Origin of the sequence: Mesorhizobium sp. M0047, from assembly GCF_040323315.1 — a bacterium.
GTDB lineage: Bacteria > Pseudomonadota > Alphaproteobacteria > Rhizobiales > Rhizobiaceae > Mesorhizobium.
Window position 1 is genome coordinate 1 of the sequence record NZ_JAMYUW010000024.1, and the last position, 26,420, is coordinate 26,420.

Sequence of the window (26,420 nt, forward strand, 5' to 3'; positions counted from 1 at the left end):
ATGGCGGCATATCCCTGCTCCGGGATCAGGGCGATGAGCGCGTCCTGCAGCAGGCCGCGCGTCCGCGCAACGCGTCGATCGATCGTGTTCCGCTCGCCCGCACGTTCGATTTTCATGGTCATGGCCCTCTGCAGTGGCCGGTTTCGGACATTCGGCGGTCCGGTGTCCGACAACAGCATTTCCAGACATTGTGTCCATTATGATACGCCAAGTCCAGGAGCTCAAATCGGATTTGGGCATGCCGCAATGAAGCAGAAGGTCGCCAGACATGCACTCATCTGATCATCACGCCGGTAACGGATCGCATTCGCGCAAGAGGGTGATTGCGTTGGCCCTGCTTGCCAAGCTGTCGCTGGTCGCCGGCTTCCTCGTCCTCGCCAAATTGGGCATGGGCTATATTCAGGCCGGTGCCTGGACGGCGGCATTCCACGGCCTCGTCCTCGCCGTGATCGCGGGATTGGCGCTGTGGGGCAGCCTGCGACACGGGGGGCTGGTCGGCAAGGGTGCGCACGGCGCGAGCGACAGGGGCATCGGCATCGTCCTGCACCGGGCGGCGGCCTATGACTTGCTTGCGCGCGTTCTGACCTTTGGCCGCGAGGGCCGGTTTCGCGAGCTCATGCTTCGCCCGGCAAAACTCCAGCCCGGCGAAGCGGTGCTCGATGTCGCCTGCGGCACGGGAACCCTTGCCATTGCCGCGAAGCGGCTGGTCGGTTCGGGCGGAAGCGTCACCGGCGTCGACGCATCGGCCGAAATGATCGATAGGGCGCGCGCCAAGGCCGAGCGGTCAGGTCTCGATCTGACTTTCGTCAACGGGACGGCGCAGGAGCTTCCCTTCAAGGACGCGCAATTCGACATCGTCGTCGGCACGCTGATGCTGCATCACCTGTCGAAGCCCGTTCGATCGGCCTTCATCCGCGAGGCGGCACGCGTCCTGAAGCCAGCAGGCCGGCTGTTGCTCATCGATTTCGGCAGGCCGGTGCGCAAGTCTGGATTGCCCAGGCTCCACAAGCATGGTCATGTGGACATGCATTCGGTCGCCTCGCTGTTGACCGAGAGCGGATTCCAGGTCGGCGATATCGGCGCCGTCGGAACCAAGAACCTGAATTACATTCGCGCGACGACGAACAAGGACCAATCAGGCTTGGCGTCGCCGGCCGCGCCGTGATCATGCCAAGGCTGGCTGAATGGCGACCTGTTCTGAAGAAAGAGCCACGTATAGGCAGGGGGCATGTCCCAATTCGGCCTGCTTGCAATGCCAGCTGGAACAAGAACCCGAAAGTGAATCTTCGCCATGCGCCATGAATTGACCTGAGAATGAGGCCGGTTCCAGCCTGATGTTCCAAACCCTTGTCGAGTTCCAACGCACGATCTACCTGGCACTGGCCGAGCAGATCAAACTGCTTTCGGTCGGCGGCGGTTGGCTGGCCTTCACGGCCTTTCTGCCGATGGGCGTTCTGTTCGGCGCGGCACATGCGCTGACGCCTGGCCACAGCAAGGCGGTCCTGGCCACGTATCTCGCCGGATCGGATGCCAGTGTCCGGCGTGGGCTTCTGGTATCGCTGACACTTTCCTTCACGCATGTGACGATCGCGGTTCTGATCGCTGCGATCTCGTTGCCTTTGGTATCGATTGCCCTGGGCAGTGTTGGCCGTGCCCCGCTACTGGAAGACGTCAGTCGGGGCCTGCTTGGCCTGATCGGCGTTTGGATGCTCTGGCGCGCGTGGAGCCACGGCCAACACCACAAGCATGAGGGCGAGGCCGTCGGCGTCATGGCCGGCTTGATCCCATGCCCGCTGACGCTTTTCGCGATGACCTTTGCGATATCCAGAGGCGTTCCGGTCGCCGGCATTCTTTTCGCAATCACCATGATGGCCGGCGTGGCGCTGACGTTGTCTTGCGTTGCGGTGCTGTCGATCCTGTTTCGCGAGCGCCTGGTGCATTTTTTCGATAGGCGGCCACGCCTGTTCGATGCCATTTCGCGGGCCATCGAAGGCGTCGCTGGTCTTATTCTTGCAGGCGTGGCGGTTTGGCAAATCTCGTCGAAATGAGACGCAAGCGATTCCTCGAAAGCAAAGCAACAGAGGCCGGCTGACGCAACAGCCACCGGAGCGATCGTTGCGGTCTTTGCGATGCAAGGCCCCCCCGCGCCGGACGATCGCTCTCTTCATCATGGCATTCCTGGTCTGCTGGTCGAGAATCTACATCGGGACGCACTACCCATGTGCCAACAATGAAACGAGCAGCCATCATAGGGAATCCTGTCGCTTGCCTGCGCCTCTGCGGTAGTCGCCGCTACCCGCCGTGATGTGTTCATCGAGGCTCGCCAGGCCTCGATGAAAGAGATGGCTGCGGCGGCAAAGACGATCACCGTGATGTTCGACGGCAAGTTGGCCTATAACGCCACCACTTTCAAACAGGCAGCCGAGACCCTCCGAGCCCGCACTGGACCTGCCCTGATTGCGGAATTTCCCAGCGTGACGTTGCACGCGCCTTCGGACGCCAAATTGGAAATCGATCAAGTCCGGCCGGAATTTGAGGCGCTGGCCCGTCACATCGGTCGGCTTACGTAGACTTCGGTCTTGCCATTGCTCGGAAGCAGACGTCGCCCGAAGCGGGAGCGATCGTGGTTGCGCGACATCTCGAGCACAGACTAGCTATAGTGGAGCGCTACGGCGACCCAGCAGCAGAGCGATGCCCAACGCCGGAAGCGTCGCCGCCGCGACGGCGAAGAAGACGAATTGCAGCCCGGCCGACGCGGCGACCAAGCCGAGCGCCGGACTGCCGAAGCCGAGCGCCACGTCGAGGAAGACGGTGTAGAGTCCCATGGCCAGGCCGCGGCTGCGTTGCGGAAGACGGCTTACGGCCTCGCCACCGAAACCGGGATAGACCAGCGAGTAGCCAAGGCCAGTCAGGCCCGCTCCGATGGCGGCAAGAAAAGGCCCGGGCGCAAGCCAGATCAGCATCAGCCCAGCCGCTTCGACCGCCACGAAGATCACGGCGACGCGCGCGCCCCCCAACCTGTCAGGCAGGTGGCCGAAGCAAAGCCTTGCCGCGATCAGCGACGCGGCATAAGCGGTGAAGGGAAGCCAGACCGGCTGCCAGCCGCGTTCGGCAAAGAGCAGCGCGCCAAAGGAAAGGATCGCGCCATAGCCAAGGCTGCTGAAAGCAGCTCCGACGCCGGGAAGCCAGACCGCTTGCGCCACGCTCGCCCATGACTGTTGCGCGGCGCTCGCTGCGAGACTGGTGCCACGCATAGGCAGGATGGCAAGCAGCGTCGCAAGCGGCAGGCCGACCGTCGCGAGTGCGATCGCGGCGAAGCCGCTCGCCGCGTAAAGCGCAGATCCGATCGGCGCGCCTAGCGCGAGCGCCGCGAACATCGCCATGCCCACCCTGGCTATGATCTTTCCGGAGTTCTGTCCGCCCGCAAGGGAAAGGCCCAGGCGACACCGCCGGTGATGATGAAGCTCTCAGACGCGCCTAGTACCGCCCGGCCGGCGAAGAGCGCCGATGCGGACGCTACCGGTCGGTCGAGCAATGCCAGCGAGCCGAGATAAATGAACCCCGCCAGGGCAGCGGCAATGAGGCCGACGATGACGGCCCGCTTGCCGCCGCGCCCATCGGCATAATTTCCGGCTCCGATGCGCGACAGCATCGAGGCGACGAACTGGCTGCCCGTCACCAGCCCGACTGCGAAGGGGCCGAAGCCGAGTTGCTGGTGAAGATGCAGCGGCAGGACGGGTAGCGCCAAGCCGATCAGGAGGAAGCCGGCGAAAACAGCCGCCATGATTGGCATTCCGCTATCGCGCCATTTCGATCTGAAGTCGGCGCCATTTGTGACCACCGATAACACTTTGACAGCCGGCTGTTCCGATCAGTAACGTTCGTAGGTCACGCGCCAGCCCTCGGCCGGATTGTCCGGCGTGAGGACCAGTTTGTTGTCCGAGACTTCGAATTTGCGTTTCATGCTCTTCCCGTCAAGGTTGCGGACCAGGGAGGACTCGATCGTGATGACGAAGGTCTTGTCCTGGTCGTTGATGGCGACCGGCCCGTAATAGGCTTCGTAGCCATTCGCCGTGTAAGGCGTGTCCGGCGCCTCGGCGTCGGGATTCTGGGCCTGCACCGAGAGGGTGCCGGACTCGGTGAAGATGACCTGGCCGGAATATGGCACGGGCTTGAGGTTTCCATCGGCGCCGGCCTCGAGCGACCTCATGCGCCATGCGCCGATGATCGGGGACTCTTGGGAGAAAGCCGGCGTGGCGACCGAAAGCGCAAGCGCCAGGGCGGCTATCTTCAATCTCATCGTCATATGCGTTGTTCCTTTTCTGATTTGTGGGCGCGAACAGGCCGTCCGCCCAATCTTCGCTCACACGGAAAGCATGACCTTGATGGCGCGCCGCTCGTCCATGGCGCGGTAGCCTTCAGCGACCTCGGCCAACGGCAGCTTGAGGTCGAAGACCTTGCCGGGCTTGATCACGCCCTTGAGCACACGGTCCATAAGGTCGGGCAGGAAGCGGCGCACCGGCGCCGGGCCGCCCAACATACGCTTCTGGCCGAAGAATAATTTTTGGCCGTCGAAATTCACGCCGTGCGGCACGCCGACATAGCCGATAGTGCCGCCGGGGCGAGAGCAGGCCAGCGCCTGGTCGAAGGATTCCGCCGTGCCGACGCATTCCAGCACCGAGTCCGCGCCAACGCCCTTGGTGAGTTCCTTTATGCGGGCGACGCCTTCCTCGCCACGCTCGGCCACGATATCAGTGGCGCCGAATTCGCGGGCGAGCTTTTGACGGCTGGCGTGCCGGCTCATGGCGATGATGCGCTCGGCGCCCATCTCCTTGGCCGCAAGCACGCCCATCAGGCCGACCGCACCGTCGCCGACCACCACCACCGTCGATCCTTCTTGGACCTCGGCTGCATCGGCTGCATACCAGCCGGTGCCGAGCACATCGGACACAGCCAGCAGGTCAGGAATGAGTTCGGCCGGCGGCACCTCGGCGGTGGCGACCAGTGTGCCATCTGCCAAGGGCACGCGGGCGTAAGGCGCCTGCGCGCCCGACATGAACTCGCGCTGCACACAGGACGACTGGAAGCCGAAGCGGCAATGCGGGCAAGTATTGTCGGAGAGGCAGAACGAGCCGACGACGAACTGGCCGGGACGGACCGTGCGCACCTCTGCGCCGACCTCGACGACGATGCCACAATATTCGTGGCCCATATGCATTGGGCCGTCGACCGGCTGCAGCCCGCGATAGGGCCACAGGTCCGAGCCGCAGATGCAGCTTGCCGACAGCTTGATGATTGCGTCCGTCGGCCGCATGATTTTGGGATCGGCGATTTCCTCGCAGCGGATGTCGCCCGGTTTGTGAAGAATGGTTGCGAGCATTTTGTTTCCTTTCGAGTGGAGAAGGTCAGGCGCCGTAGTCGGCGTCGCTGACGTGTTCCAGCCAATCCACGACCTTGCCGTCCTTGACCTCCTGGACGGCAATGTGGCTCATGGCGGTCTGAGGCGACGCGCCGTGCCAGTGCTTTTCGGCGGGCGCGAACCAGACGACGTCGCCTGGACGGATTTCCTCGACCGGGCCACCCTCGCGTTGCACGCGGCCAGGGCCGGAGACGACGATCAGCGTCTGGCCGAGCGGATGGGTGTGCCAGGCGGTGCGGGCGCCGGGCTCGAAGGTCACCTGCGCGCCTTGGACCCGCCCGGCATCGAAGGGATTGAAGAGCGGATCGATCCGCACCGTGCCAGTGAACCAGCCGGTCGGCCCCTTGCCGGAAGGCCTTGTGCCTGCGCGAAGAATGTCCATGGTGATGTCCTTGTGTCCTCAAATGCGTTCGATGCGAAGCGGGAACTCGCCGCGAATGTGCAGGGCCTGCTCGCCCTCATCGAAGCGGCCGAGCCTGATCAGCCCGGGATGGCGATAGTCGGCGTAGAACATGGCCAGGTTGCCCCACGGCATGAAATAGCAGAGGTCGTAGGGCTGCTCGTTGGCGAACGGACCACTTCCCTTCTCCGTCAGCTTGCGCGGCAGATAGGCGATCTTCTCGTTATGCGCGTAGTCCTCGATCTTGAGATCGAGCGGCAGCATGGAAAAGAAATCCCGCGCCGACAGATTGTCGTAGAGCGTGGCGGTCATGGTACGGCCGTTGAAAATCATCCTGATCTTCATGTCAGTTGGCTCCTGGCTGACTGGGGCTTCGCCTTCTTGGCTGGCGGCTGCGCGAGGCAGGGCCGCCACCGCGAGCGCGGCGCCGAGCAATGTCCTGCGGCTGAGCGGCGCACGCTCGATGGTCATGGCAAAGACCTCCGGGCCATATGCGATGCGGCAAGGGCGGCGAGCGCCGATCCACAGAGCAGCACCGCGGCGAAAGTGAATGCACCCCACCAGCCGACCGTATCGAAGAGCGTGCCGCCGATGGCGGCGCCGCCTGTAATGGCGAGCTGGATGACTGCCACCTGCAGCCCGCCGCCGGCCTCCGCGTCGTCCGGCAACGTGCGGCTGAGCCACGTGCCCCAGCCAACGGGCGCGGCCGTGCCGAAGAAACCCCAGGCAACGAGCAGCAGCGCCGTGGGAACCGGGAAGGCACCGAGGGCGATGAGCGCAGCGGCCAGCGCGGCCATGACCAGCGGGATGACGATGAGGACGCTGAACAGGCGCGTGCGCAAAAGCCGGCCGACGCACCATGTGCCGAGCACCCCGGCCAGCCCCATCGCCAGCAGGATCGCCGAAAGCGCGGCGATGTCGAGCCGGGTGACGCTCTCGAGGAAGGGCCGCAGATAGGTAAAGAGCGCGAACTGGCCCATGAACAGCATCATGATTGACGCCATGCCGATGGCGATAGGAAGACGGCCGAGTAGCGCCAGCGGATTGCCTGGACGCTGCCTCTGGCGCGGGGGCAGCGCCGGCAGGCTTGTCCACTGCCAGGCCAACGCCAGGAGCCCAAATGGCACGACGAGGAAAAAAGCGCCGCGCCAGCCGACATAGGCGCCAAGAAAACTGCCCAGCGGCGCGGCGATGGTGGCCGCAATGGCATTGCCGGCGTTTAGCATGGCGAGACCCTTCGGAACCATGTCTTGCGGCACGAGGCCCATGACGATCGCGGTCGACATCGACCAGAACCCGCCGATCGCGATGCCGAGCAGCGCCCGGCCGACCATGAGAAACGCGTAGTTCGGCGCGAAGGTGACAGCCAACCCGGACACGATGAGGAGAAGGGTGAAGCCGGTCACGACCAGCCGGCGGTCGATCCGGCGCGTGAGGCCGGCGACCAACAGGCTGGTCACGACGGCGAAAGCGCCCGAAATCGAGATCGCCTGTCCCGTGCGGCCCTCGGTTATGCCGAGATCGGCCGCGAGCGGCGACAGCAGGCTGACCGGCATGAATTCCGACGCGATGAGCACGAAAACACACAGCGCCATCGACAACACGGCGCCCCATGCGACGCGGTCTTCGACAAGCCTTGTATCGTAGGTCGTTTCCATAATTGGCATCCTCGCAAGGCGACTGGGGCGGATCAGCCGCCCATCCCCATCGCCATGCCGGAAGATATTGCAGAGGGACCCATTCTATTAGACTGAGTAATTCGCATGGACTTATCTGCTTGTGATATAAATGTCAGTCGGGAGGTGCCCTATGCAGCGCGATGGCATGAAGGATCTGCTCTGGTTCGTGGCGGTCGCGCGGGAGCGCAGCTTCACCAAGGCGGCGGCCAAGCTCGGAACCTCGCAGTCGACCCTGAGTTCGACAATCAAGGAGCTTGAAGCTCGTCTCGGCGTCCGCCTGCTGACGCGTACGACGCGGAGCGTCGCTCCGACCGAGGCCGGCGAGCGACTTTTCCAATCGCTTGTTCCCCGCTTCGAGGAAATCGAAGCCGACCTTGCAAGCCTGGTGGCCTTTCGCGACAAGCCCTCCGGAATGGTCCGTATCACGCTGTCCGACCATGCGCTCCAGACGACCGTCTGGCCGAAGCTGCAGCCCTTGCTCGGCGACTATCCTGACGTGCGCGTCGAACTCTACAGCGACAACGGCATGAAGAACATTGTGGAGGAGCGCTTCGACGCAGGCGTACGGCTTGGTGAGAGCATCGACAGGGATATGATCGCAGTGCGGATCGGGCCGGATTGGCGGCTCGTGGCCGTGGCTTCGCCGGAGTACTTTTCCCGCCATCCGGTTCCGACCGCACCCCAGGATCTGGTCGATCATGACTGCATCAATATGCGGCAGGCGACGTTCGGCGGATTATATGCCTGGGAATTCGCCAGGGATGGCCGCGACCTTCGTGTACGGGTGGAAGGCCAACTCACCTTCAATTCGTCCCTTCCCATGATCGAGGCTGCGATAAGCGGTTTCGGGATCGCCTATGTCCCGGAAAACCTCGTCAGCCACCACATCGCCAAGGGATGCCTTAGGCTCGTGCTTGACGACTGGTGTCCGCCATTTGCGGGCTATCACCTTTACTACCCGAGCAGGCGACAACTCTCGCCTGCGATGTCGGTGATCGTTGAGGCGCTCCGCCATCGCATCTGACCCCAAAGACTGTGCCTGTGGATCATGAAGCTGACATTGGTAAATGGCAGGAGGCGATCGATTGCGCTCATAAATAGATCTGCGACAATGGCAGTGCTGGACGCGACGGTCAGCTGTCGAAGGCCAGTGAGCTGGATAGCTCCTCATGGGCGTCGACCTGTTGCTGCAGCAGAGCGAGTTTCTGCCTGACCATGCCAAGAGCATCGGCGCCGGCGATAAACCGACGGGGCAGCTCCGGCTTGTCGACCAGAGTTATCAGCGCCTGCGCGAGTTTTGCCGGGTCGCCGACTTGCTGGCCGTTCGCGGCTTTCCAGCCCGTTATCTGCTGGGCGCGGCGTTCGCTGTAGTCGCTAACGGATGACGGAGCATATTGAGTGGATTCGTCCGTCAGCAGCTCCGTGCGGAAAAACCCGGGGTTCACGATCATCGTTTCAATGCCGAACGGCGCTACCTCGGCTTGCAGTGACTCGATCCAGCCGTCCACGCCGAATTTCGCCGCAGCGTATGCAGAACAGAACTCGAAGCCGACCAGGCCTGCCGTCGATGAGATTGCAATGACCTTGCCAGAACCCTGCGCGCGCATCACCGGCAGGACTGCACGGGTGACATTCATCGCGCCGGTCAGGGTGGACGCGAGCTGAAGTTCGATATGGGCCGGAGTCAGGTCCTCGAAATAGCCCGCATAGAAGCCCGCGGCATTGTTGACGAGCACGTCGAGCCGACCAAAGCGGTCGAGGGTTGCCTTCACCGCAGCGTCGGCGTCGGCCGGCTTGGTCACGTCCAACGTCGCGACCAAAAGATTGTCCGACTGGCCGATCGCCTTGGCGACCCGATCGGGGTTACGACCGGTCGCAACGACCTTATCGCCGATGGCTAACACCGCCTTGGCAAAGTCGAGGCCCATGCCTCGTCCAGCGCCGGTAATCATCCATACTCTATTCACAGCCGTATCCTTCCTGGCCAGTATCTTTTCAGTTTATGCAGCGTTGGCTTTTGGCACGTCCGTCTCAGCGGTGATGTTGAACCACCCGGTGGCGGACTGAATCACACCCCATAGTTTCGCTGGAATATCGATGCCCAGAACGCTCGACGGCCGGATTTCGGTCTCGATCAGATCCTCGCGACCGCTCTTTGCCAGCTGGACCCACTCCGGGTTCATCACCAGTCCTTGCCCAACCGCGACGAGCGCGAGGCCTCTCGCCAGGGCGAGTTCGGCCTGAACAGGCGTCCTGACCTGGCCCGCGGCAACGACCGGGACCCGACCGCTGGCTCGGTGAGTGATCAGGCCAGCGATGGTGTCGCCCTCGGGCGCCTCTATAGGCTTTGCCTCGAGAACGCTCGTCAGAGATGCATGGAGGTAGTCAACACCTTCATCGATAAGACGTTCAATCAGCTCGTACGTGTCGGCAATACGCAAGCCACCTGCCTCGGGTTCCTCGGGTGACACCCGGTAGCCCACGAGGAAGGGGCGGTTCGCGTGTGCGGCGACCACTCGCTTTGCTTCACGCACCACGGCGATTGGGAAACGCATTCGATTTTCGAGCGTGCCGCCCCATTCATCGCCACGCTGATTGTAGAGAGGCGAGAAGAAGTTCTGGATGAGAAATCCGTGAGCACCATGCAGTTCGATGCCATCGAAGCCTGCCTTGATGGCCCGTCGTGTCGCCTCGCCAAAGGCGGTAATGATCGCGAGGATTTCGTCATTCGTCAGTGCACGTGTCTTCACACCGCCCGGATTGAAGGGACCGGGCGGGACTTCAAGCGCACTGGCGCTGACGACCTCGCCGCCGGGTATAAGTGCCGGCACGGCCTTATTCCCGGCGTGGAAGATTTGCAGGACGGCCAGGGCCCCGCCGCTTTTGGCCGCTGACGCCAGGCTGGAGAGGCTTGGGGTGAAACGGTCGTCGTAGGAGGCGAATTCGCCCGCAAAGCCGATGCCGTCGGGCAACACGTGGGTGCAGCCGGTGAGCACAAGTCCGACGCCAGTCGCCCGACGCCGGTAGTAGGTGATCTCCGCATCAGAGACCGTTCCGTCGTCGTTGGCCGACCACGTGGTCATCGGCGCCATGACAATCCGGTTGTCGAGGTTTAACCCGTTCGGAAATTGGAAGGGCTGGAAGATCTGTTGTGAGGTGTCCACAGCGTTTCCTTTCGACTCGCGTTGTCTCCGGGGTGAAATAGCGAATAGGACTCGATACGATTAGCCGCTATAATCTGCATGAAGTTAGAAATGGGATTGATAAATGAGGCGCGGAGATTTCAGCGAGCTGGCCGTCTTCATAGCCGTAGCGGAGGCAGGCAGCTTCACACGCGCCGCAGCAAAGCTCGGCCTATCGCAGTCGGCGCTCAGTTACGCTGTCAGGACGCTGGAACAGCGCCTGGGAGTCCGGCTGATCTCACGCACCACACGCAGCCTGTCCGTGACCGTAGCTGGAGAGCGCTTGCTGCGAAGCCTGCGACCGGCCTTCGATCACATCGAAAGCGAGATCGCCGCCGTCAGCGCCCTGCGCGACAAGCCCGCTGGCCTAATTCGCCTGACGACATTCCGGTATGCTGCCAAATCGGTACTGTGGCCCGTCCTCGCCAAACTCCTCCTGGAGTATCCGGATATCGAAGTGGAATTGAGCCTGGACGAGGGGCTGGTCGACATCGTTGCAAACAAATTCGACGCCGGTATCCGGATCGGCGAGCAGGTCCAGAAGGATATGGTGGCAATAAGGATCGGCCCGGACCTGCGCATGGCGGTGGTCGGATCACCGTCGTATTTTGCAAACCGAACCGTTCCAAAGACACCGCGCGAACTTGGGGAACACAGAGGCATCAGCTACCGTCAGAAGACCGGCGGCGGGCTCTTTGCCTGGGAGTTCGAAAAAGGCGGTGAGGAACTTGAAGTCAGGATGAATGGCCCACTCGTCATCAACGACGGTGAAATGCTCGAGGATGCGGCTCTTGACGGGCTCGGTTTAGCATACACGTTTGAAAGCCAGGTTGCCCCGTTCATCGCAGACGGACGCCTTATCCGGGTACTGGAAGACTGGTGCCAACCCTTCTCAGGCTATCACCTCTATTACCCCAGCCGACGCCAGCACACGGCGGCCTTCGCTCTACTTGTCGAGGCACTCCGTTTCAAGGCGTGACAGGTGGCAGAACCGGCTTCAACATGCCGCTCTACCTTAGCATCGCATGAGTTATCCTTCTCTCATATGCACAACCTCGCGGGACGTCGGCAATCGGGTTCCTCCCGCTCCGGGAGAACAGGCGCGCCGGATGATCGTCTTGACGATGGTGACAAAGCCATCCTCCAACGCCGATCGTTTCAGGGGTTCGGCCGTAAGATCGGCATTGGCGGCCAGGATCGATCTCGCGCGCCGTGTTGTTCTTCGGCCTGTCCTTCTGTTTGGCCGGCCAATGCGTCAGGAGATGGACATAGGACTGTTCGAGTCTGTGACCCTGGCGGAGAGGGAGGGATTCGAACCCCCGATGGGCTTGCACCCATGCCGCATTTCGAGTGCGGTGCATTCGACCACTCTGCCACCTCTCCGCGGTCATGGTCGGCCGTTGCCGGCGCGGCGCACTAGATAACGGCTGAACGGGCAGGTTACAAGGCCAAATCCGTGAGTTATTTGGCTTGCCGGACAAGCGGCGGATTAACACCGGCGTTGGTGGGCGAGCGCACGGGTTCCCGGCATCCTCGCCTGCAGGCGATGGTAACGTGCGCGGTCCTTCGGGCACGGCCGGTCCGTGCCCGCCAATGACAGTCTCGGCAAACGAGGCGACGTCTGCCTTGACTCGCACTCAACCTTCGGTTAGGGACAGCGCGCAATCGGCGTGGAGGGTTCTTCCGCGCCGCTTGTTTTTTGAACCCGCAGACTGACAAAAAGACGGCTGAATCGCCAGAGGCGGTTCATCAAGGCCGACCGAACAGCGAAAGGCAAAAAATGTTCGCAGTCATTAAAACGGGTGGCAAGCAGTATCGCGTTGCCGCCAACGATCTCCTGAAGATCGAAAAAGTCGAAGCCGCTGTCGGCGATATGGTCGAGATCGGCCATGTTCTCGCGCATGGCGAGGGCGAAAATGTCACGTTCGGCGCGCCGTTCGTCGATGGCGCGGTGGTCACCGCCGAAGTCGTCGAGCAGGGCAAGAACCGTACCGTCATCGCCTTCAAGAAGCGCCGCCGGCAGAATTCGCGCCGCAAGATCGGCCATCGTCAGCTTCTGACCACCGTGCGGATCTCCGAGATCCTGCTGGGTGGCGCCAAGCCGACCAAGACGGCAGCGGTCAAGGCGCCGAAGAAGGAAGCCAAGGCAGAGGCAGCCACGGAAGCGAAGGCGGAAGCCGCGTCGAAGAAGGAGCCCAAGGCCAAGGCAGCCGAGACAAACGAGACCGCGGCGGCACCGCTGTTCAAGGCGCCGAAGGGCGAGCCGGACGATCTGACCGTGATCAAGGGCATCGGCCCGGTCGCAGCCAAGGATCTCGCCGAGCAGGGCATCATCACCTTCGCCCAGCTCGCCAAGCTGACCGACAAGGATGTCGCCAAGATCGACGAGCACATGCCCTTCAGCGCCGACCAGATCAAGGACTGGCGCGAGCAGGCCAAGGAATTGGCGGCGAAGTAATTTTCTGGCGATCAGGTCGCCGGATCGGACTTGAAACGGAACGCGAACGCGTTCATAACGCCTTTTAGGCGCCTTGCGGCGCAACGGAGTTAGTTAGATGGCACACAAGAAAGCTGGCGGCTCGTCGCGCAACGGTCGCGACTCGCATTCCAAGCGTCTGGGCGTGAAGAAGTTCGGCGGCGAAGCCGTCATCCCGGGCAACATCATCATTCGTCAACGCGGCACCACGTGGCATCCCGGCGTCAATGTCGGCATGGGTACGGACCACACGCTTTTCGCGCTCGAGACCGGCGCCGTGACGTTCAACAAAAAAGCCAACGGCCGAACCTACGTATCGGTCAACCCGATTACCAAAGCCGCGGAGTAGCCGGTTCCGCACTAGAACACCGGCGCCCATCTCGGGACCGGTGTCTGGCAAAGCCAGGAAAAGGATCAGGGGAGATGGGTTTCCATCTCCCTTTTTTCTTGTGCCTGGAGGACTTTCAAATGGTTGCCGAAGCGGAAGACTCAGAAGACGAAAGTTACGCGATAGACTGCCCGGTGCTGGTCACCGAGCGACTGGTGATGCGGGCGCCGCACGAAGGCGACATCGCGCAGTTGGTCGAGCTTGCCGACAACCGTCATGTCGCCGAAATGCTGGCCCGCATGCCGCACCCCTATGGCGAGGCCGAGGCGCGCGCCTTCCTCGCCATGACCAAGTCGCGCCGGGCCGGCATCGCCTATGCGTTGACGCTGGCCGGCACCGACACGTTCGTCGGTTGCGCGGGTCTCAACACCACCGATCGCGGACTGGAACTCGGCTACTGGATCGGCGAGCCCTACTGGAAGAAGGGCTATGCGACCGAAGCAGCGCATGCGCTTGTCGACCTCGCCTTCCAGAGGACGTCGGTCCAGGTGCTGCATGCCTCGACGCGGGTGATCAATCCGGCATCGCGCCGCGTCATCCACAAGTGCGGGTTCCAGTATGCCGGCCAGGGCATGCTGAACTCGATTGTCGCCGGCCAGGTGCCGGTCGAGCGCTACCGGCTCGACAGGAAGACCTGGACCAGCCTGAGAAACTGGGTGCATTTCTGATGGATGACACCGGTCAAGCCAATGTCGACAGCAGCGATATTGAAGCGGTCGCGATCGCGCCGATGACGTCCGGGGACGTTGAAAGCTTTCACCGGGCGCTGGATGTCGTTGCGCGTGAGCGAAAGTACCTGTCCTTCCTCGAGGCGCCATCGCTGGATCAAACGCGAAGCTTCGCGATGGACCGTATCGTCAGAGGCGATCCCGGTTTCGTTGCTGTTGTCCGGGGCGAGGTCGTCGGCTGGTGTGACATCTCACGCCATGACCGGCTTATACATGCCCATCGCGGCACCCTCGGAATGGGGATCATTTCTTCCTATCGGGGGCGTGGCCTCGGACTGCGGCTGATCAATGCGACCTTGGCGCAGGCGCGCAAAGCCGGCTTTGTCCGTGTCGAGCTTTCCGTGCATTCCGACAATGCGCGCGCCATCTCCCTTTACGACAAGGTCGGGTTTGCCAGGGAGGGCGTGCAGCGCGACGCAGTCTATATCGAGGGGGAATACCGCGATACGATCATGATGGCGATCGTCGAACGCGAAAACGCCGCTGGCTGAATGGCCGTCAGCCCAGTTCGACCCACACCGGCAGGTGGTCCGAACCGACGGCCTTTCGGTCGACCCACAGGCGCCGCAGGGATTTGGCAAGCGAAGCGCTGGTGAAGATGTAGTCGATGCGCTTGTGGCGGTTGGGGTCAGTGGGTTGTTTGGGGTCGACCCAGCTGACGAGATCGTCGGCGGCGGCGTTCAGGCGCAAGGCGGCATCGACGGCGAAGTCGGCGGTCAGCGGCATGCCGAATTCGTGGTCCGGCCGGCCGGCGAGTTCGACATATTCGGCCGAGCCGGCCAGCATGTTGAAATCGCCCATGCCGACAAAGGCTTCGGGATGCGGCAATTCCGGCAGGCCGATCTCGGCGACGCCGGACAGCGCGCCGCCTTCGAGTGCATAGTTCAGCAGGCGACGGCGCAGGAACTGGATCTGCCTGGCGCGTTCGATCGGGCTGCGGTGATCGAGATGGATGGAATAGAAGCGGATGAAACCCAGTGGTGTCTCGATCAGCGCTTCCAGCGCCCCACGCTGGAAGTTCATCATCTCGAAGCTGCGGCTGCGCGGCAAAAGCAGGTTGCGCGACAGATGAATTGGCGTCTTCGACAGCATCATATTGCCGAGCTGGAAGGTCTTGGTGATGGCGCGGCCGTTCTCGACGCGCGACCCGATATTGGCCTCGAAATTGCTGCCATAGACGGCGAAGTAATCGGGCAGCGCCTCGCCGATCTCGACGACCATGTCGCGGCCGCCGTTCCTGGGGTTGTTGCGGGTCACCTCCTGCAGCGCGATCACATCGGCGCCGCGCACGGCGTCAGCGATGCGGCCGAGTTCGTACTGCCCGTCGAGACCGATGCCGTACTGGATGTTGTACGTTACAAGCTTCATTCCAACATCTCTCCGGCCGCCGGCCATTGTCATATAAAACGGCCTCGCCCTTCGCCCCGCCTTCGTTTAGAGCAAGGCCCAAGGTTTAGAGCAATGCCGCAAAGCCACTATTAGAAACTGCGAAATCCCATGAAATTTCTCGATCAAGCCAAAGTCTACATACGCTCCGGTGACGGCGGCGCCGGTTCGGTGTCGTTCCGGCGCGAAAAATTCATCGAGTTCGGCGGGCCGGACGGCGGCGACGGCGGCCGTGGCGGCGATGTCTGGGTGGAGGCGGTCGACGGGCTGAACACGCTGATCGACTATCGCTACCAGCAGCATTTCAAGGCCAAGACCGGCGTCCATGGCATGGGCCGCAACATGACCGGCGCCAAGGGTGCCGACGTCACGCTGAAAGTGCCGGCCGGAACGCAGGTGTTCGAGGAAGATAACGAGACGCTGATCTGCGACCTGACCGTGGTCGGCCAGCGCTTTCTGCTTGCCAAGGGCGGCAATGGCGGTTTCGGCAACCAGCATTTCAAGACCTCGACCAACCAGGCACCGCGCCGCGCCAATCCCGGCCTGCCGGGCGAAGAGCTCAACATCTGGCTGCGGCTGAAGCTGATCGCCGATGCCGGGCTGGTAGGGCTGCCGAATGCCGGCAAGTCGACATTCCTCGCCGCCGTCACCGCGGCCAAGCCGAAGATCGCCGACTATCCGTTCACGACGCTGCATCCCGGTCTTGGCGTTGCCCGCATCGATGCGCGCGAGTTCGTCATCGCCGACATTCCAGGCCTCATCGAAGGGGCGCATGAGGGCGTCGGCATCGGCGACCGCTTCCTCGGCCATGTCGAGCGCACGCGCGTGCTGCTGCATCTGGTCTCGGCCCAGGAGGAAGATCCCGGCAAGGCCTACAAGACCGTGCGCGCCGAACTCGAGGCCTATGGCCATGGCCTGGCAGACAAGATTGAGATCGTCGCGCTTTCCCAGGTCGACACGCTCGACGCCGAGGCACGCAAGAAGAAGCTGGCCTCGCTGAAGCGCGCCGCCGGCCGCGCGCCGATCCTGTTGTCGGCGGTTACCGGCGAAGGGGTCGAGGCGGTGCTGCGGGCGCTGATGTCGGTGGTGGCCGAGGCGCGTGAGCGGATCGCCGCGCCAATCGAGACGCGCTGGGAAAAATAGGTCATGCAGTCGCTGAAAAAATATCGGCGCATCACCGTCAAGATCGGCTCGGCGCTGCTCGTCGACCGTACGATGGGCCTGAAGCGCGACTGGCTGGCCTCGCTCGCCGACGATATTGCCTTGCTGGCCCAAGGCGGCGCAGAAATCCTCGTCGTTTCCTCCGGCGCCATCGCACTTGGCCGCACCATCCTTGGCCTCGGCAAACGTGCCCTGAAGCTCGAGGAAAGCCAGGCCGCGGCAGCGGTGGGGCAGATCGCTCTGGCCGGCGCCTGGTCGGATGCGCTTGGCAAGGGCAATCTGAAATCGGGCCAGATCCTGCTGACGCTCGGCGACACCGAGGAACGCCGCCGCTATCTCAACGCGCGGGCGACGATCTCGACGCTGCTCAAGATGAAGGCGGTGCCGGTCATCAACGAGAACGACACGGTGGCCACCTCCGAAATCCGCTATGGCGACAATGACCGGCTGGCGGCTCGCGTCGCCACCATGATGGGCGCCGATCTTTTGGTGCTGCTTTCCGACATTGACGGGCTCTATACGGCGCCTCCGGCGCGCGATCCCCACGCAAAGTTCATTCCGGTGGTCGATCGGATCACATCGGACATCGAAGCGATGGCGGGGGCTGCTGCTTCAGAGCTGTCGCGCGGCGGCATGCGGACGAAGCTCGATGCCGGCAAGATCGCCACCGCCGCCGGCACGGCGATGATCATCACGTCTGGCACGCGGCTGTCGCCGCTGATGGCGATCGAGCGGGGCGAGCGCGCCACCTTCTTCCGGCCGAGCAGCAACCCGGTCAAGGGCTACAAGACCTGGATCGCCGGCCAGCTCGAACCGGCCGGCCGGCTGACGGTCGATGCCGGCGCCATTGGCGCGCTTCTGTCGGGCAAGTCGCTGCTGCCGGCCGGCGTCAAGCTGGTCAGCGGCAATTTCTCGCGCGGCGACACGGTGGCGATCCTTTCGCCCGAAGGCCGCGAGATCGCGCGCGGGCTGGTTGCCTATGATGCCGCCGATGCCGTAAGGATCGCAGGCCTGAAGACGGCCGAGATCGAGACCGTGCTCGGCTACGAAGCGCGGTCCGCGATGATCCATCGAGACGACCTTGTGGTGAGCCATTCAAGCGACCAAGTAGGAGCCAGTAACCAAGTGCTGGCCGGTGGCGATGTAAGCGGAGGATGAGCATGCTGAAGCTGCATGAAAAATCCGGGGATGACACAGTCGCGCTGATGGCCAATATCGGCCGCCGCGCCCGCGCTGCCGCCCGACCGCTGGCCATTGCCACGACCGCCGCCAAGAACGCCGCACTCCTCGCCATGGTCGAGGCGATCGTCGCGCGTCAGCAGGACATCCTCGACGCCAACGCCATCGACGTCTCGAATGGTCGGGAATCCGGGCTTTCCGGATCCTTCATGGACCGCTTGAAGCTCGATCCGGCGCGCATTCTAGCCATGGCAGAAGGCATGAGGGAGATCGCTGCTCTGCGCGATCCGGTCGGCGACGTGGTCGCGCAATGGGACCGGCCGAACGGCCTGCATATCGAGCGCGTGCGCACGCCGCTCGGCGTCATCGGCGTCATCTATGAGAGCCGGCCGAACGTCACGGCGGATGCCGGTGCGCTGTGTCTCAAGGCCGGCAATCCGGTGATTCTGCGCGGCGGCTCGGATTCGCTCAATTCTTCGGCCGCCATCCATGCCTGCCTGGTCGAAGGGCTGAGGAAAGCCGGCTTGCCGGAAGACGCCATCCAACTGGTGCCGACCACTGACCGCGCTGCTGTCGGCGAGATGCTGAAGGGGCTGGACGGTACGCTCGACGTCATCATTCCGCGCGGCGGCAAAAGCCTTGTAGGGCGGGTGCAGAGCGAGGCCCGGGTGCCGGTCTTTGCCCATCTCGAAGGCATCTGCCATCTCTACATCGACCGCTCGGCCAAGCTCGATATGGCGGTGCGGATCGCCGTCAACGCGAAGATGCGGCGCACCGGCGTTTGCGGCGCCGCCGAAACGCTGCTGATCGACCGCGCGGTTGCCTCCACGCATCTGGTACCGGTCCTCGACGCACTTCGCGCCGCCGGCTGCGAAATCCATGCCGATGCCGAAGTGCTGAAGATATTCTCCGATGCCAAGCCTGCCACTGACCTCGACTGGGTGACCGAATATCTCGACGCCATCATCGCGGTGAAGCTGGTCGATGGTGTCGGTGGTGCGGTCGAACACATCGAGACGTTCTCCTCACATCATACCGAGGCGATCGTCGCCGAGGATGCGCAAGCGGTCGAGCGGTTCTTCAACGAGATCGATTCGGCGATCCTGCTGCACAACGCCTCGACGCAGTTCGCCGACGGCGGCGAGTTCGGCATGGGCGCCGAGATCGGTATCGCCACCGGCAAGATGCACGCGCGCGGACCGGTCGGCGTCGAGCAGCTGACCTCGTTCAAATACCGCGTGCGCGGATCCGGACAGGTGAGGCCGTGACGTCTTTCGCCCGAAGGGCCTGAAGCTTGCGCCCAGCCACCCCCCTCTGTCCTGCCGGACATCTCCCCCGCAAGGGGGGAGATCGACTGCCCTTTCCGGTTTCGCCAATCACTATCGATGCAGAATTCGCACTGCCAATGAAGCTACCAATCTCCCCCCTTGAGGGGGAGATGTCCGGCAGGACAGAGGGGGGCGCCTAGCGCAATGCTATCTCCTTCCCCACCCGCAATCCCCTCCCACTATCTCAAAATGCCTCATGCCGAGAAAGGGCTGGCCGTCGGCCTGTTCGGCGGCTCGTTCAATCCGCCGCATGCAGGCCATGCGCTGGTTGCCGAGATTGCGCTCCGGCGCCTGGCGCTCGACCAACTCTGGTGGATGGTGACGCCCGGCAACCCACTGAAGAGCATGGGCGAGCTGGCGCCGCTCAGCGAACGGCTGCAACTGTCGGAGCAGATCGCCAAGAACCCCAAGATCAAGGTCACCGCTTTCGAGGCGGCGCATCATGTGCGCTACACCGCCGACGCGCTGGCGCTGGTCAAGGCGCGCAATCCCGGCGTCGACTTCGTCTGGATCATGGGTGCGGACAGTTTGCGCGATTTCCATCGCTGGCAGCGCTGGCGCGAGATCGTCATGACCTTCCCGATCGCCGTCATCGACCGCCCGGGCGCGACGCTGTCATTCCTGTCGTCTGTCGTCGCCAAGACCTTCGACTACGCCCGCGTCGACGAAGGGGATGCGCCGAGGCTTGCCCGCATGAAGGCGCCGGCCTGGACCTTCATTCACGGCCCGCGTTCGTCGCTATCGTCGAGCGCGATCCGCAAGCTGGCGAAGGGATGAGTCGCACACCCTGTCATGTCGCTCTTATCGCTCCCTTTGCCCGTTTCATGGGCAATCCTGAGCAGGCAGCCGATCATTGCCGGCGGGCCTCCGGCGCCGGCGCTTCCGGTGGCGGCCGCGGAATCGATATGCCTTCCGAATCGAATTGCTGCTTGGCACGCTTGGTGAGGTCGGTTTGGGTGGCGAAGAAGTCCGCCGAAGATGTCCAGTAGCGCAAGGCAATCGACACGGTGCTGTCGCCCAATGTCGCGACGAAAGCGATCGGCGCCGGGTCACGCTTCACCCGCCGGTCGGAGCCGGCAATGGCGAGCAAGGTCTTCTGGGCGCGGTCGATGTCGTTCCAGGAGCCGATGGAGAGTGTGATGTCGCTGCGACGCACACCATTGCGGGTGAAGTTGCGCACTGGCTGGTTCCACAGCGTCGAATTGGGCGCCAGGATATAGACGCCTTCGGCGGTCCTGAGCTTGGTCGCGAACAGGCCGATCTCCTCGATCGTGCCGGCAATCGAACCGACCTCGACGGATTCGCCGATGCGGAACGGCCGCAGCGCCAGAAGCATGATGCCGGCGGCGATGTTCTGCAGCGTGCCTTGCAACGCCAGGCCGATGGCCAGGCCGATGGCGCCGATGGCGGCGATGATCGACGCCGTCTGCACGCCGAATTGGCCAAGCACCATGATGGTGACGAGGATCAGGATGGCATAGCGGACGATCTTGGAGAAGAAATGCCGCAGCGTTTGGTCGAATCCATGGATATGGCCGAGGCCGGCGAAGATCGAACGTTCGGCAAGCCCAGCGATGATGTAGCCGACAACCAAAAGGATGACGGCGCCGATGGCCGAGAATGAGTATGAAACGATCAGCGTGCTCAGTTGCGCGAGGCCGGTCTGGACGGCGGCAAGTGTGTTTTGCGGGTCGATCGGCATGTTGAGAATCCGGTTGGTCGGTCAGCCGATAACCCGTGCGGGAAGCGAGGGTTCCGATCTTTTCCGGCGTGCGGCGGAACCACAGGACCGAGAATACGTTCGTGCCAGGCAGGTCGCGTCTTGAAACTGTAAGGGAACTCTGCCTATCTAAGTGGCGTCACCTGCTTTTAAGGGTGATTTGGTTGTTCTTGCTGCGAAAGGAAATACACTGAGAACAGCACTGCGGAAGAAGGCCGATATCATGCCTTCGCCGGCCAGGATCAGCGTAGACGACGCCGTGTCCCGTGCCATCAAGACAGTCCTTGCCAGTCTGGAAGACTCCAAGGCCGAAAACATTGTCTCCATCGACATCCAGGGAAAATCGAGTCTGGGCGACTACATGGTCGTCGCTTCGGGCCGATCGCACCGTCATGTCTCGGCTGTCGCCGATCATCTTCTCAAAGCGCTCAAGGATGCCGGGCTCGGCATGGCGCGCGTCGAGGGTTTGGCAGGTGCCGACTGGGTCCTGATCGATTCGGGCGACATCATCGTTCATGTCTTCCGCCCCGAGGTCCGCGAATTCTACAATCTTGAAAAGATGTGGCAGGCGCCGGATCTCGAGGAAGAGACCCTCCACTAAGCCGTCTTTGTTTTGATGCATGTCATCGCATGCATCAGCGGCTTATAGGGGCAAGGATGAAGATATCAGTTCATGCCGTGGGCCGGATGAAAGCCGGCCCCGAGAAGCTGCTCGCCGACCGCTATTTCGAGCGCTTCGCCAAGAGCGGCCCGGCGGTGGGACTTGAATTCGCCGGCATTGTCGAGATCGCCGAAGGTCGCGGTCAGACCGCCAACGAGCGGCGGCGCGAGGAAGGCCAGAAGCTGCAGACGCAGTTGCAGCCCGGCACCGCACTGATCCTGCTCGACGAACGCGGCAAGAGCTTTTCCTCGGAAGATTTCGCCGGCCGTATCGGCCTGCTGCGTGATGGTGGCCGCAAGGCGCTGATCATCGCCATCGGCGGCGCCGACGGCCACGACCAGTCGCTGCGCGATCAGGCCGAATTGGTGATGTCGTTCGGATTGCTGACCTGGCCGCATCAATTGGTGCGGGTGATGCTGGGAGAGCAGCTATATCGGGTGGCGACCATCCTTTCGGGACATCCGTATCATCGCTCGTAAACCGGTGAATTGGCGCGACTCACCCGGATTTCCGCCCCAATGCCGTGCAAGACTGGCTTTTGGTATTATGCATTTCGCATTCCGAGATCTGACCACTTTGGGCGGCGTGCATTCGGAAACGGACCCTTTCAAACATGGTTGATGGTTCGTTAACGAAGCCGCAGATAGAGTCGACACCGAATGTCTGAAGGCTGGAAATCGAGAACGGGCTCATGGCGCGCGCGTTGCGGCATCGCGGCGGCGGCGCTTGTCCTGTCGCTGCATGCGGGACGGGCCGAGAACACGCTCAACATGGCTCCCGATCCGGACCAGAGCCGCGCCGAATACGAACGGGTATCGAAGGAGATCACGCTGTCGTCGGAACGATTGGCCAAGCTCTCCGCCAACATCGCGACCATCAAGAAGGATCACGCTTCGATTACTGCAGCCCTGATCCAGTCGGCGATGACCGAGCAGAAGCTTGGCCAGGACATAGAGGACATAGGCGCAAGGCTGGAAGGGCTGAAGGGTCAGGAGCAGAAGATCCGCGTCTCGCTTGCGTCTCGGCGTGACGTGCTGGCCGAAGTGCTGGGCGCGCTGCAGCGCATGGGGTTGAACCCACCGCCGGCGATCCTGGTCAAGCCGGAGGACGCGCTGTCGTCGGTGCGAAGCGCCATCCTGCTTGGCGCCGTGGTGCCGGAACTGCGTCAGCAGACCGATGGCCTGTTGGCCGATCTCAAGGAGCAGACCAAGGTCACGGCGTCGATCGAGGCGGAGCGAGCGCGGCTGACGGCGGCTGTCGGCGACCAGGTGGCGGAAAAGAAGCGACTTGGCATGCTGCTGGAAGCCAAGCAGAAGCTCGAAGCCGACACGCAAACGCAAATGGCGGCTGAAAAGCAGCGATCCGAGGCGCTGGCGGCCAAGGCCGGCAGCTTGAAGGAATTGATCGCGTCGCTCGAAGCGCAGGCCGACAAGACCCGCAAGGCTGCCGATGCGGCAAAGGCCGCCGAGCAGAAGACGGCGGACGCCGACAAGACGTCAACGCCGGCGGAACCGGCGTCGCTGCCGGTCCCGGAAGGCAACCGGCTTGCCGCCGCGGCGCCTTTTTCAGCGTTGCAGGGACAGATCGCGCTGCCGGTGACCGGCCGTATCCAAAGGCGATTCGGCACCGATGACGGTAACGGCGCGATGATGCTTGGCGACATGGTTGCGACACAATCGGGAGCCATCGTTACCGCGCCGGCGGATGGAAATGTGCTTTATGCGGGGCCGTTTCGCTCTTATGGTCAACTCTTGATCCTTAACGCAGGCGACGGCTATCATGTCGTTTTGGCGGGGATGAGCAGAATCAGCGTCGCGACCGGTCAATCAGTGCTCGCAGGAGAGCCGATCGGCGCGATGGGAGAAGCCAGGGTGGCGAGCACCTCGGTTTCGAAGAATGGAAATGCCACGCCGGAGCTCTATGTTGAGTTTCGCAAGGATGGAAAACCCGTCGATCCGGCCCCATGGTGGGCGGACCGTTTATCTGGAAGGACGTGAATAATGCGGAAACTGTCGCTTCTGTTTGCCGGTGCGCTGATGGGCGCGTCCGCGATGAGCCTTGTTTATGGTACGCCCGGCTCGGCGGCGAACGCTGCAGGGTCGGAGACCTACAAGCAATTGGCGATCTTCGGCGACATCTTCGAGCGGGTGCGGGCACAGTATGTGACGCCGCCCGACGATAAGTCGCTGGTCGAGAACGCCATCAACGGCATGCTCGCCTCGCTTGACCCGCACTCCTCCTACATGAACGCCGAGCAGGCGCAGGATATGCGCGTCCAGACCAAGGGCGAGTTCGGCGGCCTCGGCATCGAGGTCACCATGGAGAACGATCTGGTCAAGGTGATCACGCCGATCGACGACACACCGGCCGCCAAGGCAGGCGTGCTGGCCGGCGACTACATTGCCAAGATCGACGGCGAAGAGGTTCGCGGTCTGACCCTCAACGACGCAGTCGACAAGATGCGCGGCCTGGTCAACACGCCGATCAAGCTCACCATCCTGCGCCAGGGCGCCGACAAGCCGATCGAACTGACGGTCGTGCGCGACATCATCAAGGTCAAGGCGGTCAAGTTCCGGGTCGAAAACGACATCGGCTACATGAAGATCACCTCCTTCACCGAAAAGACGTATGACGACCTCGAGAACGCCATCGACACGATCAAGAAGCAGGTGCCGGACAACAAGCTCAAGGGTTACGTTCTCGATCTCCGCCTCAATCCGGGTGGTCTGCTCGACCAGGCGGTGAGCGTGTCCGATGCTTTCCTCAACCGTGGCGAGATCGTCTCGACGCGCGGTCGTGATCCCAAGGACGTCACTCGCTTCGACGCCAAGCCCAAGCAGGTCGACGACATCAACGGCAAGCCGATGATCGTCCTGGTCAATGGCGGTTCGGCAAGCGCGTCGGAAATCGTCGCTGGTGCGTTGCAGGACCTGCGCCGTGTCACGGTGGTCGGCACGCAGTCCTTCGGCAAGGGTTCGGTGCAGACGATCATTCCGCTCGGCGAGAATGGCGCACTCAGGCTGACGACGGCGCTCTATTACACGCCGTCCGGCAAATCGATCCAAGGCAAGGGCATTACGCCCGACATCAAGGTCGATCAGCCGTTGCCGCCGGAACTGCAGGGCAGGGACCTGACGCGCGGCGAATCCGATCTCAAGGGCCATATTAAGGGCGCCGACGAGAGCAAGACCGGTTCGGGCTCGGCGGCCTATGTGCCGCCGGATCCGAAGGACGATCTGCAGCTCATCTATGCCGAGCAGCTGCTGCGCGGCCAGAAGACCGATCCGTCCTTCCCGCCCAATCCGCAGAAGGCCGTTCTCAACCAGTAAGCGGTGCTGCCGACAACAGGTCTGGCTGCCCGATGGAAGCAATGCGATGCTGCCGGGACCGAAAGGTTCCGGCAGTTTGATTCGGGGGCAAGGCAAAGCCCCAACACGGCGACAGGGGTGCGCCAGGATATGAATTCGCGCATGTCTTTTCAAAACGGTTTCGTCTTCGAAGCCATGCGCCCGGGGATTAGGCTTGGCTGACATAGGCAAGGACATCGAACGCCCGCTTGGACAGGCTGCCCGGTCGCCGCGCGCCGCCGGCAAGGTCAGCGGCGGCACGATCTTGGCGGCCTTGGCCGCGCTGGCTGTGGTCGGCCTCTCCGGCGCGATCGCGCTCAGGGAAAAGCCGTTTCGAAGGCCGCAAGAGGTTGCCGTTTCGACGCCGAAAGTAGCAGCGGCGGCCGAGCCCGCTGCCGTGCCGGCCGCACTGGCCCCGGTGGCGACGCCAAAGCCGGACACGCCGGCAAAGACAGGCGGGCCGCAGATCATCCATGTGCAGACGGAAGAGGGTGATGGCCCGCCCAAGGCGGCGATCGTCATTCACGACCCGTCGACCATCGGCCAGAACCTGAAGATCGCACATATTCCCGACAAGGCGCTGATCGAAGCCAGCGAAACCGGGCCTTTGCCTATGCGCGCCACCGATGGCCGACGCCCGTTCGACGTCTATGCGCGGCCCTGGTCGGGCGGACGCGGCGCGCGGGTGGCGATCGTCATCGGCGGGCTCGCGGTGTCGCAGACAGGCACCCAGGCGGCCATCGCCAAGCTCCCGGCGGAAGTCACGCTGGCCTTCGCGCCGCAAGGCAACAGCATCGGCCGCTGGATGCAGGCGGCCCGGCAAAGCGGCCACGAGATCGTCATGCAGGTGCCGCTCGAACCGTTCGACTATCCCAACATCAATCCCGGCCGCGACACGCTGACGGTGGCGGCAAGCGCGGACGAGAATTTGAAGAACCTGCACTGGGCGCTGTCGCGGACGACCAACTACACCGGCGTCATGAACTACATGGGCGCGCGCTTCTCCGCCGATGCGGCGGCGATGGAGCCGTTCATGGCCGAGCTCGGCAAACGCGGCCTCGCCTATATCGATGACGGTTCGTCGGTGCGCAGCCTGGCACCCGACCTGGCGTTGAAGGACGGCGTACCCTTCGTCTCCGGCGACATGGCGATCGATGCGGTGCAGGATCGCGGCGAAATCCTGAAGAAACTGGACAGTCTCGAAGCGACCGCGCGGGCCAAAGGCACTGCCGTCGGCATCGGTTCGGCCTTCGACATGACGGTCGACACGGTGTCGTCCTGGGTCATCGAGGCCAAGAAGCGCGGCATCGAGATCGTGCCGATTTCAGCGGTGGCGATTGACCCGCAAAAAGGCTAGCGACGTCCT

The 26,420-nt window shown here is 62.9% G+C and carries 29 protein-coding genes and 1 tRNA gene; 18 read left to right on the forward strand and 12 right to left on the reverse strand.

Going from position 1 to position 26,420, the window contains the following annotated elements; all coding sequences use genetic code 11:
* The first annotated feature begins 268 nt into the window (after positions 1-268).
* The 3 genes from NKJ89_RS21645 to NKJ89_RS21655 all read left to right on the forward strand — a co-directional run bounded on the left by NKJ89_RS21645 (position 269) and on the right by NKJ89_RS21655 (position 2,570).
* The gene (locus NKJ89_RS21645) at positions 269-1,165 is read left to right on the forward strand and encodes a class I SAM-dependent methyltransferase (protein ID WP_352605462.1); all 897 of its coding nucleotides are present in this window, start codon (positions 269-271) and stop codon (positions 1,163-1,165) included.
* 169 nt (positions 1,166-1,334) lie between these two features.
* A complete protein-coding gene (locus NKJ89_RS21650; RefSeq protein WP_352605464.1) occupies positions 1,335-2,048 on the forward strand; it encodes a nickel/cobalt transporter in 714 nt (237 codons plus the stop codon).
* A 258-nt stretch (positions 2,049-2,306) separates the two neighbouring features.
* On the forward strand, positions 2,307-2,570 hold the full coding sequence (locus NKJ89_RS21655) for a cytochrome c (RefSeq protein ID WP_352605466.1): 264 nt from the start codon (positions 2,307-2,309) through the stop codon (positions 2,568-2,570).
* Positions 2,571-2,654: 84 nt separating this feature from the next.
* Here the strand turns inward: NKJ89_RS21655 and NKJ89_RS21660 are convergent, their stop codons facing one another.
* The 7 genes from NKJ89_RS21660 to NKJ89_RS21690 all read right to left on the reverse strand — a co-directional run bounded on the left by NKJ89_RS21660 (position 2,655) and on the right by NKJ89_RS21690 (position 7,477).
* A complete protein-coding gene (locus NKJ89_RS21660; RefSeq protein WP_352605468.1) occupies positions 2,655-3,383 on the reverse strand; it encodes an MFS transporter in 729 nt (242 codons plus the stop codon).
* A gap of 11 nt (positions 3,384-3,394) precedes the next feature.
* Positions 3,395-3,784 carry an MFS transporter gene (locus NKJ89_RS21665; RefSeq protein WP_352605470.1) on the reverse strand — a complete coding sequence of 130 codons (390 nt, stop codon included), beginning with the start codon at positions 3,782-3,784 and terminating at the stop codon, positions 3,395-3,397.
* An 87-nt stretch (positions 3,785-3,871) separates the two neighbouring features.
* The gene (locus NKJ89_RS21670) at positions 3,872-4,306 is read right to left on the reverse strand and encodes a lipocalin-like domain-containing protein (protein WP_352605472.1); all 435 of its coding nucleotides are present in this window, start codon (positions 4,304-4,306) and stop codon (positions 3,872-3,874) included.
* A gap of 57 nt (positions 4,307-4,363) precedes the next feature.
* Positions 4,364-5,380, reverse strand: a complete 1,017-nt coding sequence (locus NKJ89_RS21675) for a zinc-dependent alcohol dehydrogenase family protein (protein ID WP_352605474.1) — start codon at positions 5,378-5,380, stop codon at positions 4,364-4,366.
* Between the two features lie 25 nt (positions 5,381-5,405).
* Entirely contained in the window at positions 5,406-5,801 is a 396-nt protein-coding gene (locus NKJ89_RS21680; protein ID WP_352605476.1) for a (R)-mandelonitrile lyase, read from the reverse strand.
* Positions 5,802-5,819: 18 nt separating this feature from the next.
* On the reverse strand, positions 5,820-6,290 hold the full coding sequence (locus NKJ89_RS21685; protein ID WP_352605478.1) for a cyclophilin-like fold protein: 471 nt from the start codon (positions 6,288-6,290) through the stop codon (positions 5,820-5,822).
* A complete protein-coding gene (locus tag NKJ89_RS21690; protein ID WP_352487013.1) occupies positions 6,287-7,477 on the reverse strand; it encodes an MFS transporter in 1,191 nt (396 codons plus the stop codon). The genes NKJ89_RS21685 and NKJ89_RS21690 overlap by 4 nt, the downstream gene beginning before the upstream one ends.
* A gap of 151 nt (positions 7,478-7,628) precedes the next feature.
* On the opposite strand from NKJ89_RS21690, the gene NKJ89_RS21695 reads away from it, so the two are divergent.
* Positions 7,629-8,522, forward strand: coding sequence for a LysR family transcriptional regulator (locus tag NKJ89_RS21695; RefSeq protein ID WP_352605480.1), 894 nt, complete (start codon positions 7,629-7,631; stop codon positions 8,520-8,522).
* Between the two features lie 109 nt (positions 8,523-8,631).
* Here the strand turns inward: NKJ89_RS21695 and NKJ89_RS21700 are convergent, their stop codons facing one another.
* The gene (locus NKJ89_RS21700) at positions 8,632-9,465 is read right to left on the reverse strand and encodes an SDR family oxidoreductase (protein WP_352605482.1); all 834 of its coding nucleotides are present in this window, start codon (positions 9,463-9,465) and stop codon (positions 8,632-8,634) included.
* A gap of 33 nt (positions 9,466-9,498) precedes the next feature.
* Positions 9,499-10,662, reverse strand: coding sequence for an NADH-dependent flavin oxidoreductase (locus NKJ89_RS21705; RefSeq protein WP_352605484.1), 1,164 nt, complete (start codon positions 10,660-10,662; stop codon positions 9,499-9,501).
* Between the two features lie 103 nt (positions 10,663-10,765).
* Here NKJ89_RS21705 and NKJ89_RS21710 point away from each other — a divergent pair, with 103 nt between their 5' ends.
* Positions 10,766-11,659, forward strand: a complete 894-nt coding sequence (locus NKJ89_RS21710) for a LysR family transcriptional regulator (protein ID WP_352605486.1) — start codon at positions 10,766-10,768, stop codon at positions 11,657-11,659.
* Positions 11,660-11,973: 314 nt separating this feature from the next.
* On the opposite strand, the gene NKJ89_RS21715 is transcribed toward NKJ89_RS21710, so the two are convergent.
* A tRNA-Ser gene (locus tag NKJ89_RS21715) sits at positions 11,974-12,063 on the reverse strand.
* Positions 12,064-12,460: 397 nt separating this feature from the next.
* Here NKJ89_RS21715 and NKJ89_RS21720 point away from each other — a divergent pair.
* The 4 genes from NKJ89_RS21720 to NKJ89_RS21735 all read left to right on the forward strand — a co-directional run bounded on the left by NKJ89_RS21720 (position 12,461) and on the right by NKJ89_RS21735 (position 14,763).
* Positions 12,461-13,138 carry a 50S ribosomal protein L21 gene (locus NKJ89_RS21720; RefSeq protein WP_352605488.1) on the forward strand — a complete coding sequence of 226 codons (678 nt, stop codon included), beginning with the start codon at positions 12,461-12,463 and terminating at the stop codon, positions 13,136-13,138.
* Between the two features lie 97 nt (positions 13,139-13,235).
* Positions 13,236-13,505: a 50S ribosomal protein L27 gene (gene rpmA, locus NKJ89_RS21725; RefSeq protein WP_015315190.1), complete on the forward strand. Its 270-nt coding sequence runs from the start codon at positions 13,236-13,238 to the stop codon at positions 13,503-13,505.
* Positions 13,506-13,624: 119 nt separating this feature from the next.
* The gene (locus NKJ89_RS21730; RefSeq protein WP_352605491.1) at positions 13,625-14,212 is read left to right on the forward strand and encodes a GNAT family N-acetyltransferase; all 588 of its coding nucleotides are present in this window, start codon (positions 13,625-13,627) and stop codon (positions 14,210-14,212) included.
* The gene (locus NKJ89_RS21735; RefSeq protein WP_352605494.1) at positions 14,212-14,763 is read left to right on the forward strand and encodes a GNAT family N-acetyltransferase; all 552 of its coding nucleotides are present in this window, start codon (positions 14,212-14,214) and stop codon (positions 14,761-14,763) included. Before NKJ89_RS21730 ends, NKJ89_RS21735 begins: the two co-directional genes overlap by 1 nt.
* Positions 14,764-14,770: 7 nt before the next feature.
* On the opposite strand, the gene NKJ89_RS21740 is transcribed toward NKJ89_RS21735, so the two are convergent.
* Positions 14,771-15,640: an endonuclease/exonuclease/phosphatase family protein gene (locus NKJ89_RS21740; protein WP_352605496.1), complete on the reverse strand. Its 870-nt coding sequence runs from the start codon at positions 15,638-15,640 to the stop codon at positions 14,771-14,773.
* Positions 15,641-15,769: 129 nt separating this feature from the next.
* Between NKJ89_RS21740 and obgE the strand changes: the two genes are divergently transcribed.
* The 4 genes from obgE to NKJ89_RS21760 all read left to right on the forward strand — a co-directional run bounded on the left by obgE (position 15,770) and on the right by NKJ89_RS21760 (position 20,103).
* Positions 15,770-16,801: a GTPase ObgE gene (obgE, locus tag NKJ89_RS21745; protein ID WP_352605498.1), complete on the forward strand. Its 1,032-nt coding sequence runs from the start codon at positions 15,770-15,772 to the stop codon at positions 16,799-16,801.
* Positions 16,802-16,804: 3 nt separating this feature from the next.
* Positions 16,805-17,977, forward strand: a complete 1,173-nt coding sequence (gene proB, locus NKJ89_RS21750; RefSeq protein ID WP_352605500.1) for a glutamate 5-kinase — start codon at positions 16,805-16,807, stop codon at positions 17,975-17,977.
* Between the two features lie 2 nt (positions 17,978-17,979).
* Positions 17,980-19,266 carry a glutamate-5-semialdehyde dehydrogenase gene (locus tag NKJ89_RS21755; protein ID WP_352605502.1) on the forward strand — a complete coding sequence of 429 codons (1,287 nt, stop codon included), beginning with the start codon at positions 17,980-17,982 and terminating at the stop codon, positions 19,264-19,266.
* 249 nt (positions 19,267-19,515) lie between these two features.
* Positions 19,516-20,103, forward strand: a complete 588-nt coding sequence (locus NKJ89_RS21760; RefSeq protein ID WP_352605608.1) for a nicotinate-nucleotide adenylyltransferase — start codon at positions 19,516-19,518, stop codon at positions 20,101-20,103.
* 73 nt (positions 20,104-20,176) lie between these two features.
* Here the strand turns inward: NKJ89_RS21760 and NKJ89_RS21765 are convergent, their stop codons facing one another.
* Positions 20,177-21,028, reverse strand: a complete 852-nt coding sequence (locus NKJ89_RS21765; protein WP_352605504.1) for a mechanosensitive ion channel family protein — start codon at positions 21,026-21,028, stop codon at positions 20,177-20,179.
* A 241-nt stretch (positions 21,029-21,269) separates the two neighbouring features.
* Here NKJ89_RS21765 and rsfS point away from each other — a divergent pair, with 241 nt between their 5' ends.
* From rsfS to NKJ89_RS21790, 5 genes are all read left to right on the forward strand, one after another.
* Positions 21,270-21,647, forward strand: a complete 378-nt coding sequence (gene rsfS, locus NKJ89_RS21770) for a ribosome silencing factor (protein ID WP_023758584.1) — start codon at positions 21,270-21,272, stop codon at positions 21,645-21,647.
* Positions 21,648-21,703: 56 nt separating this feature from the next.
* Positions 21,704-22,186 carry a 23S rRNA (pseudouridine(1915)-N(3))-methyltransferase RlmH gene (gene rlmH, locus NKJ89_RS21775; protein WP_352605508.1) on the forward strand — a complete coding sequence of 161 codons (483 nt, stop codon included), beginning with the start codon at positions 21,704-21,706 and terminating at the stop codon, positions 22,184-22,186.
* 180 nt (positions 22,187-22,366) lie between these two features.
* On the forward strand, positions 22,367-23,704 hold the full coding sequence (locus NKJ89_RS21780; protein WP_352605511.1) for a murein hydrolase activator EnvC family protein: 1,338 nt from the start codon (positions 22,367-22,369) through the stop codon (positions 23,702-23,704).
* Positions 23,705-25,036: a S41 family peptidase gene (locus tag NKJ89_RS21785; RefSeq protein WP_023758587.1), complete on the forward strand. Its 1,332-nt coding sequence runs from the start codon at positions 23,705-23,707 to the stop codon at positions 25,034-25,036.
* A 193-nt stretch (positions 25,037-25,229) separates the two neighbouring features.
* The gene (locus NKJ89_RS21790) at positions 25,230-26,411 is read left to right on the forward strand and encodes a divergent polysaccharide deacetylase family protein (protein ID WP_352605513.1); all 1,182 of its coding nucleotides are present in this window, start codon (positions 25,230-25,232) and stop codon (positions 26,409-26,411) included.
* Positions 26,412-26,420 lie beyond the last annotated feature (9 nt).